15 protein-coding genes are annotated in these 12,679 nt (G+C 37.5%); 9 read left to right on the top strand and 6 right to left on the bottom strand.

Annotated elements, in window-relative coordinates:
- The first annotated feature begins 672 nt into the window (after positions 1 to 672).
- From V1L66_RS16760 to glpX, 6 genes are all read left to right on the top strand, one after another.
- Entirely contained in the window at positions 673 to 1,794 is a 1,122-nt protein-coding gene (locus tag V1L66_RS16760; protein ID WP_259419261.1) for an alcohol dehydrogenase catalytic domain-containing protein, read from the top strand.
- Between the two features lie 30 nt (positions 1,795 to 1,824).
- Entirely contained in the window at positions 1,825 to 3,096 is a 1,272-nt protein-coding gene (locus V1L66_RS16755; RefSeq protein WP_259419260.1) for an MFS transporter, read from the top strand.
- A gap of 158 nt (positions 3,097 to 3,254) precedes the next feature.
- Entirely contained in the window at positions 3,255 to 3,725 is a 471-nt protein-coding gene (locus V1L66_RS16750; protein WP_259419259.1) for an RpiB/LacA/LacB family sugar-phosphate isomerase, read from the top strand.
- Entirely contained in the window at positions 3,725 to 4,726 is a 1,002-nt protein-coding gene (locus V1L66_RS16745) for a dihydroxyacetone kinase subunit DhaK (RefSeq protein ID WP_312124628.1), read from the top strand. Before V1L66_RS16750 ends, V1L66_RS16745 begins: the two co-directional genes overlap by 1 nt.
- A gap of 12 nt (positions 4,727 to 4,738) precedes the next feature.
- Entirely contained in the window at positions 4,739 to 5,389 is a 651-nt protein-coding gene (gene dhaL, locus V1L66_RS16740) for a dihydroxyacetone kinase subunit DhaL (RefSeq protein WP_312124629.1), read from the top strand.
- A 96-nt stretch (positions 5,390 to 5,485) separates the two neighbouring features.
- Entirely contained in the window at positions 5,486 to 6,451 is a 966-nt protein-coding gene (gene glpX / locus V1L66_RS16735; RefSeq protein ID WP_312124630.1) for a class II fructose-bisphosphatase, read from the top strand.
- A gap of 236 nt (positions 6,452 to 6,687) precedes the next feature.
- Here glpX and V1L66_RS16730 read toward each other — a convergent pair whose 3' ends face one another.
- The 6 genes from V1L66_RS16730 to V1L66_RS16705 form a co-directional block, all read right to left on the bottom strand.
- The gene (locus tag V1L66_RS16730) at positions 6,688 to 7,029 is read right to left on the bottom strand and encodes a hypothetical protein (protein ID WP_333006146.1); all 342 of its coding nucleotides are present in this window, start codon (positions 7,027 to 7,029) and stop codon (positions 6,688 to 6,690) included.
- A gap of 483 nt (positions 7,030 to 7,512) precedes the next feature.
- Entirely contained in the window at positions 7,513 to 8,145 is a 633-nt protein-coding gene (locus tag V1L66_RS16725) for a response regulator (RefSeq protein WP_009370700.1), read from the bottom strand.
- On the bottom strand, positions 8,120 to 9,160 hold the full coding sequence (locus V1L66_RS16720; protein WP_036080185.1) for a sensor histidine kinase: 1,041 nt from the start codon (positions 9,158 to 9,160) through the stop codon (positions 8,120 to 8,122). The genes V1L66_RS16725 and V1L66_RS16720 overlap by 26 nt, the downstream gene beginning before the upstream one ends.
- Positions 9,157 to 9,849 (bottom strand): cell wall-active antibiotics response protein LiaF, encoded by a 693-nt coding sequence (liaF, locus tag V1L66_RS16715; protein WP_333006145.1) that lies wholly within the window; start codon positions 9,847 to 9,849, stop codon positions 9,157 to 9,159. The genes V1L66_RS16720 and liaF overlap by 4 nt, the downstream gene beginning before the upstream one ends.
- A gap of 103 nt (positions 9,850 to 9,952) precedes the next feature.
- Positions 9,953 to 10,591 carry a PspA/IM30 family protein gene (locus tag V1L66_RS16710; protein ID WP_009370701.1) on the bottom strand — a complete coding sequence of 213 codons (639 nt, stop codon included), beginning with the start codon at positions 10,589 to 10,591 and terminating at the stop codon, positions 9,953 to 9,955.
- 15 nt (positions 10,592 to 10,606) lie between these two features.
- Positions 10,607 to 10,963 (bottom strand): ABC transporter permease, encoded by a 357-nt coding sequence (locus tag V1L66_RS16705; RefSeq protein WP_333006144.1) that lies wholly within the window; start codon positions 10,961 to 10,963, stop codon positions 10,607 to 10,609.
- Positions 10,964 to 11,301: 338 nt separating this feature from the next.
- Here V1L66_RS16705 and sirA point away from each other — a divergent pair, with 338 nt between their 5' ends.
- The 3 genes from sirA to V1L66_RS16690 all read left to right on the top strand — a co-directional run bounded on the left by sirA (position 11,302) and on the right by V1L66_RS16690 (position 12,659).
- The gene (sirA, locus tag V1L66_RS16700) at positions 11,302 to 11,727 is read left to right on the top strand and encodes a sporulation inhibitor of replication protein SirA (protein ID WP_004232148.1); all 426 of its coding nucleotides are present in this window, start codon (positions 11,302 to 11,304) and stop codon (positions 11,725 to 11,727) included.
- 99 nt (positions 11,728 to 11,826) lie between these two features.
- Entirely contained in the window at positions 11,827 to 12,045 is a 219-nt protein-coding gene (locus tag V1L66_RS16695) for a YneF family protein (RefSeq protein ID WP_004232154.1), read from the top strand.
- A 110-nt stretch (positions 12,046 to 12,155) separates the two neighbouring features.
- Positions 12,156 to 12,659: an S-ribosylhomocysteine lyase gene (locus V1L66_RS16690; RefSeq protein WP_312124634.1), complete on the top strand. Its 504-nt coding sequence runs from the start codon at positions 12,156 to 12,158 to the stop codon at positions 12,657 to 12,659.
- The last annotated feature ends 20 nt before the right edge of the window (positions 12,660 to 12,679 follow it).

Below are 12,679 nucleotides of genomic sequence, written 5' to 3'. Positions count from 1 at the left end.
TTTCTATAATATTATTTTTTGCTTTTCACCATAAAGTGGGGTTGACTGCCACCCTGCTAGCATACTTTGTAAGTGCTGCTTCTTTTACATAGAGTAAAGTTTCCTTTGAACTCAGGTGTGTTGATTAGCCTTTATTTTACAGATGATACGAAAACCTTGTCCATTTCCGTTGCGGGAGACGCTTTCCGCTGAAGTCGTACCCTCCACGCCACTGAACAAGTAAAGGCTCTAAAAGAAAGTGTTTGCTTGCAACACACGCTAAGCACATCAGGTTGTTCTATGACATTATATCTATGCGATAGTAGCAACGCCTTTGTGACCAGGATCTTATCTTTTAATTACTATTTGAAAAAATATCAACCATATCTTTTAGTGATGAGCATATTGTTATTGTTTTTCGTTATTTTCACTATCATATCATACCTAGATAGTGTAAAAACAATAGGATTTAGAAAATTACAATTACAAGCAATATGATAATTAAGAAAGTCAGAAAAAATATTGCTTTTACATAGTAGCGTAAAAATAAATGAAATGAAAGTAAAAAATAGATAACGAAATTAAATAAAAATAAAAATTGAAATTCGAAAGTTTGGGTGGTACGATAAAAACAGAAAAACAAAAACAATCTGAAAAATGAAAACGCTTTTTTATAATGGGAGGATGAAATACATGTGTTCAAATCAAGTAGTAGACAAAGTGACAAAATCTATTGACAATATCCCAACAAAAATGAAAGCAGTTGTTGCCTATGAACCTGGTGATTATCGTTTAGAGGAAGTAGCTGTTCCAAAGATTGGGGAAGGTGAAATTTTAATAAAGGTAGAAGCATGTGGCATTTGTGCAGGTGATGTAAAAGCATTTGACGGTGCGCCAAGCTTTTGGGGCGATGAAGATCAGCCCGCATACATTAAAGCACCAATGATTCCTGGTCATGAGTTTATCGGTCATATTGTAGCAATTGGTGAAAATGTAGATGGTGATTTTGAACTCGGTGATCGTGTAATTTCAGAACAAATAGTTCCTTGTGAGAAATGTCGCTTTTGTAAGCGTGGTCAATATTGGATGTGTCAAAAGCATGATCTATATGGTTTCCAAAACAATGTTAATGGTGGTATGGCTGAGTATATGAAATTTACAAAGGAGGGCATTAATTACCATGTTCCAAATGAGTTACCAATTGAAAAAGCCATTCTTATTGAGCCATATGCCTGTTCATATCATGCTGTTCAACGTGCACAAATTGAATTAGAAGATGTTGTTGTATTAGCAGGTGCTGGAACATTAGGGCTTGGCATGATTGGTGCGATAAAAAAATCAGGTCCAGGAAAATTAATTGTTCTTGATTTATTTGAGGATCGTTTAGCATTAGCAAAACAATTTGGTGCAGATATAGTACTAAATCCTGCGAAAGATGATGTTTATGGCATTATTGATGAATTAACCGATGGCTATGGTTGTGATGTATATATTGAAGCAACAGGTGCACAAAAATCTGTCGAGCAGGGTTTAAAATTAATTCGTAAATTAGGGCGTTTCGTTGAATTTAGTGTGTTTAAAGACCCAGTAACAGTGGATTGGTCTATTATTTCAGACCGTAAAGAGTTGGATGTATTAGGTTCACATTTAGGGCCGTACTGCTATGAGCCTGTTATCAAAGGAATTATGAATGGAGATTTACCAACAGAGGGCGTTGTTACACATATGCTACCTCTTGAAGAGTTTGAAAAAGGGTTTGAGCTAGTGAAAAATGGACGGGAATCATTAAAAGTAGTACTAAACCCAAATTTATAGGCCGATAAACGCTAGACAAGGGGGGATATTATGCAATCAAATTTACAGGCGACATCAGTTGGTAAGCTAGGAATGGATAAAAAAATGTTTATGGGTTATTTAGGCGTCCTGATATTTATGATTGGGGATGGTTTAGAACAAGGTTGGCTTTCAACCTATTTAACCCAAAATGGAATGACTGTACAGGAGGTCGCTACATTACTTAGTTTTTATGGTATTGCTGTAGCTATAGCCTCTTGGCTTTCAGGTGTGTTAGCAGAAATTTATGGTCCTAGAAAAATGATGATTATAGGATTGAGTTTATTTGTTTTAGGAACGTTGATTTTCTTATTAATAGGTATTACAACGATGAATTTATCTATTATGCTTCCTACATATGCATTACGTGGGCTAGGCTATCCATTATTTGCGTATTCATTTTTAGTATGGATTACGTACTATGCTCCAATTGAGCGATTAGGAACAGCAGTTGGTTGGTTCTGGGTATCATTTGCAGGTGGTCTAAATATGCTAGGGGCCTATTATTCAAGTTTTGCACTACCATTTTTAGGCGAGATGATGACGCTTTGGAGTGCATTGATTTTTACAGCAATCGGTGCAGTTTTTGGTATTATCCTTTGCAAACCTGAAGTACAAAAAACAAATTTAACAATTAAAGAAGCAATGAAGCAAATGACAAAAGGCATCACGATTGCATTTGAAAAGCCACGTGTAGGTCTTGGTGGCATTGTTCGTGCTATTAATACATCTGGTGCATATGGATTAGTAGTCTTTTTGCCTGCCTATATGATTGATGCTGGATTTACGATGTCACAATGGCTACAAATTTATGGGGCTCTATGGGCAAGCAATGTTATTTTCAATTTAATTTGGGGTGCAGTGGCCGATAAAATTGGCTGGCAGCGTACTGTTATGTGGATCGGTGGTTTAGGTTGTGCAGTGTTTATGGCAGGTCTTTATTATGTGCCGTATTTCCTTGGTGCTAACTATCTGATGACAATTATTGTGGCTATGTGCTTCGGCTCCTGTTTAGCGGCGTATGTCCCACTTTCTGCATTAGTGCCATCATTAGCACCAGAAAACCGTGGAGCAGCAATGTCTATTCTTAACTTGGGTGCTGGTTTAAGCACATTTCTCGGTCCAGCAGTTGCAGGTGCTTTAATCGGTGGTTTTGGTGCTGTTGGTGTTATTTGGGCATATGTTACTATGCATATTATAAGTGCTGGGTTGATGATATTTGTTCGTCTGCCAAAAGGCTCTAAACAAACCGATATACCGAAAGAGGTAGTAACAGGACATTGATAAAAAGGATATTCGAAAAGAATATCCTTTTTATATAATCGAAAACGAAAATAAACGAAAATAAAAATTGACAAACGAAAATCATTGTGTGAGAATAATATTATATTTATCAGAAAATACCAAATATATATAGATGACAAGTAGGAGGAAATTGTATAATGAAAATTGGTTTAGGTTCAGACCATAATGCACATCATTTGAAACAAGTTTTGCAACAATATATTACCGAAGAATTAGGTCATGAAGTGATTGATTATGGTTCAAAAGACAATTGTACAGAAATTGATTACCCAGGTGTTGCGTTCACAGTAGGCACAGCTATTATGAACAATCAATTAGATCGAGGCATTTTAGTGTGTGGTACAGGGCTAGGTATGGCGATTGCGGCATGTAAAGTACCAGGGATTCGTGCAGCAACAACACATGATGTTTATTCAGCGGAACGAGCTTGTAAAAGTAACGACGCACAAATTATTACTTTAGGTGAAAAAGTAATTGGCATAGAAGCAGCAAAAAAAGTAGTAGAAATCTATTTGAATTCGGCTTTTCCAGGTGGTAATTCCGCGCGTAAAGTACAACAAATTATGAACCAAGAACAAAGTTATATTGATGGGGGTGTACATAGATAATGAAAAAATTAATGAATGATCCTGCAAATGTTGTGGATGAAATGATTGAAGGCTATGTAAAAGCCTTTCCAAATTATGTACAGCAATTAGCAGAAAATAAACGTGCTTTAGTTGCTGTTCGTGAAGAAAGCCAAAAAGTGGGTGTTTTAATTGGTGGTGGCTCAGGTCATGAGCCTGCTTTTATGGGTTATGTAGGATATGGGATGGCAGATGGTGTAGCTGTAGGGAATATTTTTGCTTCTCCTTCCCCAGATCCAATTGTTGAGGTAACGAAAAAAATTAATAATGGACAAGGTGTTGTCTATATTTATGGAAATTATGCAGGTGATTTAATGAATTTCGGAATGGCAGCAGAGCTTGCCGATTTAGAGGAAGATATTACTGTAGAATGTGTCATTGTAACAGATGATGTTGCATCCGCACCAAAGGAAGAACAGCACAAACGTCGAGGTATTGCAGGTGAGTTTTTCGTGACGAAAGCTGCTGGGGCTGCCTCTGAAAAGGGCTATAGTTTAGAAGAGGTTGTGCGTGTTGCGAATAAAATGAACGATGTGACACGTACAATGGGTGTTGGTCTTTCACCGTGCTCACTACCACAAACAGGTCAGCCAAGCTTTGAATTAGAAGCGGATGAGATGGAAATTGGTTTAGGACATCATGGAGAACCAGGTATTGAAAAAGGTAAACTTCAAACGGCTGACGAGGTTGTAGATAGATTGGTAGATGCTATTTTAGAAGATATGCCAATTGAAAGCGGTAACAAAGTAGCTGTATTAGTAAATGGTTTAGGCTCAACGACGAATATGGAACTATATATTTTATTCCGTCGTGTTGAACAAATTTTAACAGCAAAAAATATTCACATTCATCGTTCATTTGTGGGAAATTATAGCACATCTTTAGAAATGGGTGGTGCATCTATATCCATTGCACAATTAGATGACGAGCTGATGGAAGTCATTGATTTTGCAGCAGATTGTCCAATGTATGTACAGCGATAGGGAGGAAGCGAGATGGAAGTCACGGTAACACAATTTAAACAGTTTTTATTGAAAATAGTGGATATGATTGAAGAACAAAAAGATTATTTATGTGAGCTTGACCGTAAATTAGGTGATGGTGATCATGGTGTCACAATGTCTATTGGCTGGCAAGCTGTTAAAGAACAACTAGAAGGGCCTTTAGCTGAGGAAGAGGACTGTGTCAAAGTAAGTTCAACTGCTGGTCGTACATTTTTAAGTGCGGTTGGTTCATCCGTTGGTCCATTATATGCAACAGGCTTTATGCGTGGGGCGAAAGCCATAAAAGGTAAAGATATGTTAAATGATGAAGCATGGAAAGATTTTTGGGTTGCCTTTGTAGATGGAGTACAGGAGCGTGGGCAAGCAGAGTTAGGCGATAAAACGATGATGGATGCACTTATTCCAGCGCGTGAAACATTAATTACTGAATTTAATAAGGATGGAGATTTTCCTGTAGCCTTTGAAAAAGCTGTTGCTGCTGCTAAAGAAGGTGCTGAATCAACGAAAGATTTATTGTCAAAACGAGGTCGTTCAAGCCGCTTAGGTGAACGTTCCATTGGCGTGCAAGATCCTGGTGCTACATCAGCAGCATTAATTATGGAGCAATTTTTATACATCGCACAAAATACGATGCGTGTATAACTAAAAATAGCACTCATCTGCTTTAAATGATGTTTTCGGACATGCCTTTTTTAGGGTGAGTGTTTTTTATTGCCTTTTTTGAAAGGAATGATGAAAATGACTGTACAAATTAAGCATTTTGCAAATGATTTTATGAAAGTAACACAGATGGCAGCGCTGAACGCCTATCCGTGGATTGGACGTGGCAATAAGATAGCGGCTGATGGTGCAGGAACAAATGCGATGCGAAATGAACTGAACCAATTACCATTGGATATTACAGTTGTCATTGGTGAAGGTGAAATGGATGAAGCACCGATGCTTTATATTGGAGAAAAGCTTGGAACAGGAGAAGCTTTGCATGTTGATATTGCAGTAGATCCAATTGAAGGCACTACATTAGTAGCAAAAGGTATGAATGATGCAATGGCAGTGATGGCTGTAGCACCACAAGGAACATTACTTCATGCACCTGATATGTATATGAAAAAAATGGCTTGCGGACCTCAAGCGAAAGGGGCGATTTGTTTAACGGATTCTTTAAAAGAAAATATGCATCGTGTAGCAAAGGCATTGCATAAGCCTGTACGTGCATTAACGGTGATGATTCAAGATCGTCCACGTCATCAGCAATGGATTGAGGATGTATTAGAGGAAGGAGCTAAGGTCAAGCTTTTTGCAGAAGTCGATATTACAGGCGTTTTAGCAACATCATTAGAGCAATGTGACGTTGATTTGTTTATTGGTATTGGTGGTGCACCAGAAGGGGTTATTGCTGCAGCGGCACAAAAAGGATTTGGTGGTGACTTTTTAGGTCAATTGATGCCAGAGACAGAGGAGGAATATGCTCGCTGTGTCAAAATGGGTATCAAAGACCCTCATCAAATTTGGACATTGGATGAACTTGTTCAAACAGATGATTGTTTATTTACTGCAACAGGTGTCACGGATGGCTTTATTTTAAAGGGGGTTATGCAACAGCAAGCGATAATGCATTCATATAGTTTAGTTGTTGCCCCAAATCATAGACAGTTTGTTGAAGCAAAACATGAAGAAAATGAGGTTTTAGTAACGGCTAATTAGCAATCACTCTTCTATTGAAATCGTATATAAGGGTGTAGCGAAGGGGGAGCTTACATAGTATCTCCTGTTGAAAAGCATGGTGCAGTCCATAAAGAAGCTGTATAGTTAATCAATAAATTCGGCGCATCCGCACCAGGTGAATTAGTCATCGAGAAATATGGCTTTACAGTCGAAAACGTTGTAGCAAAAGTAAAAGCACTATAAGCTACATAAAAATACCGCAACACAGCGTGACTTTACATCACGCTGCTATGTTGCGGTATTTTTTTATTGTTTTTCTTGCTAGTTACCCATAAACTAAGACACTGCACTATCACGATACTAATAAAAAGATTAAAGCTTTTTGCACTACCACCAATCCCTAGCTCATCAGCAATAATGCCAGAAAACCAAAGAAGCTGTGCGGCTACAATACTAGTTAAAGTACCAAAAAGAGTACATACCCAAACAGGCACTTTTTTCAGCAAAACGATGATAAGCAGTACAATGTAGAACAGCAGCAATACAATAAAAACAGGGTCCAATAATGCAAAAGCATTATTTTTAATAAAGTGCTGATACGTAAAACGACTATCCATGAAAGCTCCCCTTTTATAAATACTAACGTACCAAACGATAAAAACTTCTATCTAACAAAACGTACTATCAAGATTATTTTGACTTCTCATTTCATAGTATCAATTTTGCTAAATCTCATCGAATATATATAGGCATGGTTAAACTAGTATATGGTAAGAAGCCTAAAAAATTTTACGAGTATTGCGATCAAATTTATTGGTGGTGAGGAGAGTACGATTTAGTTGCTAGTCTGACCACTTGGGATTCGTCTTGTTCTCTATATAGTAAGTTTAGAAGTATTGAAGCGCAAAGACCTACTGCTTTAATCCCTTTTCATCTTGGGGGGAGTATAGGATAAGATAAATCAATGGGTGTCTGTTGCAAGGACGTTTTCTACGCAGGATCATCCATTTATTTTGGCTCATACTAAAATAAATGGATGATTAGTTGGTAAGATTTCTGTTGAAAGATCGCCATGTCCTCAAAGCGTAATGGGTAGATGGTTATTTCGCTAGCCCATTTTGGAAGGCGTAGACGACGGCTTGAGTACGATCTTGAACTTCTAGCTTTGCTAAAATATTACTAACATGTGTTTTTACTGTTTTCAAGGCAATATATAGCTCATCAGCGATTTCCTGATTGGCTTTACCCTGGGCCATTAGCAATAATACTTCCATTTCACGTTCAGTCAATTGTTCGTATAGTGGCGTACTATTGCCGTGGCGCATGCGGTGCATCATTTTGGAAGTGACTTCTGGCTCTAATACCGTTTCGCCACCCATCGTTTTTCGAATAGCATCTGCAATTTGTTTGGCATTAGATGTTTTTAAAATATAGCTTACCGCGCCAGCCTCTAAGGCAGGATATACTTTATCATCATCTAAAAAGCTAGTCACCATCATGATTTTTGCCTCAGGCCATGCTGCTAATATTTCCACTGTTGCCTCTGCTCCTGTCATAACAGGCATCACATTATCCATTAAAATAATATCAGGCCTTAGCGCTAGGGCACGTTCCACTGCCTCTTTACCGTTCTCAGCCTCACCTACAACCGTAATATCCGGCTGTGCTGAAAGATAGGCTGACACACCAATCCGTACCATTTCATGATCATCCACTATGAGCACTTGTATCATCGACATTGACCTCCTCCTTTTGTAAAGGAATTTTAACCTCTACAATTGTTCCTTCACCAGGCACTGATACAATTTTATAGGTGCAGCCAATTTCAACTGCTCGTTCAGCTATATTTTGTAAACCGTATGATGTGGATTTATCTTCCTCCACATCAAAGCCTAAACCATTATCTTGAATTCTTAAAATAGCTAAGTCGTCTCGTGCCACAAGAAGTAATTCCACCTCACTTGCTTTGGCATGACGCAGCGTATTGGAGAGTGCCTCCTGTGCAATACGAAATAAATGATCTTCCTCTGCTTTAGTTAAGGCCATTTCTTCTAATTCATATTCTATATGGAAATAAACTTTTTGCTGAAGCTCAATAATCAATTCCTCTAAGCCTTGTGCCAATGTTTTATTGTGTAAAGCTACAGGTCGTAAGTGTAGCAGTAATGCACGCATTTCTAGCTGTGCCTGTTGAACGATTTTCTCCACCTGTTTTAAGCTAGTAGCATGTTCGTCATTTTCAGTTAATGCGGAGAGTAACATAGAGGCAGCAAATAGTTGCTGTGACACAGAATCATGTAGTTCTCTAGCTAGTCGTTGACGTTCAGCAATAATACGCTCCTGTATAATTTTATCATTGGCCTCAGCACGTTCATTGGACAAACGCTGTAAACTTTTACGTTGCGTATCAATTAATTCACTTGTTTGGACAATTGCCTTTTTTAACGATTTCGGAAGCGCTTGTTTTTTAGGAAAAACAAAATCAGGCTCGATTAATTGTTTCACTATTCGTGTTGCCTGCGCTTCTCGCGCCCTTGCAGTCATACTGATCCAGCTGGCAAACAGGAAGCTAAGTATAAACAGGCTAACTATGATGATGCCACCTAGAGGGATATTATCGTAATTCTGCTGCCATAGGGGCTCCCATGTTTTTTCATCAGGATTGCCCCATAGTGCAACAAGAAGACCGAAAACAGCACTCATTAAAATAAAAAATAATGTAAATAATCTTGAGATAAAGGCAATCATTTTCGTAGCACCTCCAAATCTCCAAGCCAGGTTGCGACATGAATAATCAGTACACGTTTAGCATCCTCAGGGTTGCCGTCGGAGAAAGTAATACTTTCATTTAATATACGTTGCGGCCCTACGTGTAAGCAGGAGAGCTCACCAAATAACGTCGTATACTGTAAACGGAATGGAATTTCATAAGGAATATAAATTTGAACTTTACCGATACCTTGTCGAATTGTAATAAGACTAGTGCCTGCAGGTAAAATTGTTTGCGTTGTATCGATGGTAATATCTCCTGCAAGGCGCTGAATTTGTACATCTTGCCATTTATATGCTTCTGTAGGAGCTGGCATTGTGCCAATTAGGTCATTTTTAATTGCAGGAAGCTTTTCAAAAAGCTCTGCCCCAACTACTTTTGGCTCGTTTTCTCTTTGCAAGTATTGATAGAGCATATATAAGAGCATGATGACGATAAATAAACGTAAGCTCCACATCGTGAACAAAGCAATGGCAATAAAGAAAATTCCTGTCCATTTAAAAAATCGAACTTTTTTGGAAAAACTTAAATAAAGAAGTACAGCCCCAATCAATAAACAGAAGGCACCACCATTATTAAAAATAGTTAGCTCCACAAAGACGAGTAAAAAGAAGCAAAGTACCCAAAATGTGAGCTTATTTGTTGTGAAATTTTGCAAGAGGGTCACCCTTCCTTCTACTAATAGTATAAGAGAGGGAATGGGACCCTCTATTCTTAAACGTGAAAGAATGCGCCCTTTAATGCTGGCGCATTGCTTTCATTATACCATGTTATTTATTTTCAATTAGCAGTGGTGAGCTTTCTTCTACTGCTTTTTTTTCTAATTCTGCCAGTCTTGCCTCAAAAGTTGTAAGCTCATGGTCTTTATCGATTTGATAAGCTAATTTATCGATATATGCTTCTAAATCTTCAAAGTTTGTTTTATTATTTTTGGCAATCATTCCATCCATTTGATGATGGGCACGAGTTACATTTTCTTTCCCCATCAGCTGTAATTGACGCACTTTCATATCTTTAATTTTATGCTTCATTGTTTCAAATTTACGCTCAAGCTCGAAGTATTCACGAGTACTTGCTTCAATGCTAGCTTGTAATGTAAGGTTACGAGCTGAATATGCTGTTACTTCATCCGTAGCGAAATCAATTAAGTCCTGCTCTCCGCTAGATTTTGCTAATGCCAATTGAGATTCACGTTTCGCTAGTAAATCTGCGTTCTCTTTATATTCTTGCTCTAGCTTTTCTTTTAATTGCCCTTGTCGCTCTAATAATTTGCCTGTTTGTTCCGTTTGCTTTTCTGCTTCACGAATGTATTGATTTAACATCGCAATCGGATTTTTTTGTTCCTTCTTATCAAATAATTGGTGTAAGTCTGCCTCTACTGTATATCTAAAACGTTGAAATAAGTTCATTTAAATTCGCTCCTTTTATTTTGTTAAGTTTGACCATTCTTTTTCAAAGTTTGTAAACGGATCTTCTTCTTTTTTCCCTTCGATTGTTGGGATTTTTACATCTTCGCCATTCCATTTTTTATAGATAACATAGATAATGGCGATTGCTGCAAGACCAACCATTGCTGGAATGTTAGATATTGCTGATAGGACACCGATTAGACCAACTGTAAACCAAAAGATTTTACCGAATGTTGACTTACTAGCAATGTAGAAGTGCATGCCCAGTGCTACAAATAGTCCAGAGAATAATAACCCTGCCAGTGGTCCAATTAACGCTAGTGCAACACATGTAGCAATGACGCCTCCAGTTAATAAAAGAAATTTTTTCATTTGTTTTAGCTCCTTTCGTTTGTACCTTTATGTTACCTATTTACAAGATTGTCTAAAACGGACTCGAAATTGATTTTGAACTAGGTCTTGAGGCTGAGATTCATCTAAGCAGCCAAAATAGAAGGTTTTTGTCCGTGTTTAATAAGACTTTTTCTTGTTTTTGGAAAAATGTTAATTATTTTTGGTTGGAAATACCATTTGTCATAAAGTCATTTATAGACCCGAAACTAGAATTTTTTCGACAAAAATAGAAGAGAGATCCCTCCCTCGTTTGACAAATAAACAAGGTTGAATGAGCTATACTTATGAAAAAGAAACTGAGCGAAGGAGGATTTCTGGTGAGAACCTATTCTATATATAAGATAAAAGAAGAGCATTTAACGTTTATTTTTGGCAGAGAGCGTAAGTTGTTAGAGATGATGCAAGGTTGTGAAGATGCCAATGAGAAATCCTTAAAAGAGCTTGCATATATATGTGAATCCGTTCGTTTTGAGGAGATTGCAGCCATGTTAGAGCATCAACTTGATTCCAAATATGCACACCTAGAAAGAGCTCGTAATGCTTTGTTTTTAGAACATCCGATAAAAGGTAAAATGGCTATTTATTTAGTAGATCGTAAAATTTGTGTTTACTGTGAAGGTTCGCGAATGCTAGATTTAGATTTATTTCAAATGCTTGCTAAAATGAGTGAACGTTTTATTGCTTTTAATAAACAGGATAATGAGTGTGGGTGGTTAAAGCCGATGAAGTATACAATGCACTAGGAAAATTCACTACAATATATAGTAACACGCTATTATTTGGTGTATAATGGAGCGTGGAGAGTTTTTTCTCGGTATATTGTAGTGGAGGAGGTTGGTTGTATGCCTACATGGGGCTGGATTATTATCGTAATTATCGCATTAGCAGCGGGCGCAGCACTTGGTTTCTATTTCGCTCGTCAAGCTATGATGAAATATTTGAAAGAAAACCCACCTATTAATGAGCAAATGATTCGTATGATGATGGCGCAAATGGGTCGTACGCCGTCTGAAAAGCAAGTACGTCAAATGATGGCGCAAATGAATAAATTCCAGAAGTAATTTGGAATGTTCAGAGCAACTAGTTCTAGCTTAACTAGTTGTTTTTTTATTTTTAATAGTATTTAAATAATTCTTAAAAATCATACAACTCTATCGGGAAACTATGTATAATGGAGTTACTATACGGAAGGGAGTTGTGTATTTTGCAAAAAGAAAAAACAAATGTAGAAAGTTTTGATCTAGATCATACAAAAGTGAAGGCACCTTATGTTCGTTTAGCAGGTGTGAAAACGGGCAAAAATGGCGATGAAGTATATAAATACGATATTCGCTTTAAACAGCCAAATAAGGAGCATATGGAAATGCCTGCATTACATTCTTTAGAGCATTTATCTGCTGACATTATCCGTAATTACTCTGATCATATTGTTGATTTCAGTCCAATGGGTTGTCAAACAGGCTTCTATGTATCATTGATCAATCATAATGATTATGAGGATTTATTAACTATTTTAGAGAACACATTTACAGATGTGACAAAGGCAACCGCAGTGCCTGCCTGTAATGAAGTGCAATGTGGCTGGGCTGCTAGCCATAGTTTAGAAGGGGCCCAAGCATTAGCGAAAGAGTTTTTAGCGAAACGTGAGGAATGGCATATTATTTTTGAAGATTAAATAAAATAAAAACCTTGCGA

Origin of the sequence: Lysinibacillus sp. IITD104, assembly GCF_036698265.2 — a bacterium.
GTDB lineage: Bacteria > Bacillota > Bacilli > Bacillales_A > Planococcaceae > Lysinibacillus > Lysinibacillus boronitolerans.
The sequence above is the reverse complement of the archived record's forward strand: the minus strand, read 5'-3'. Positions and strand labels throughout refer to the sequence as shown.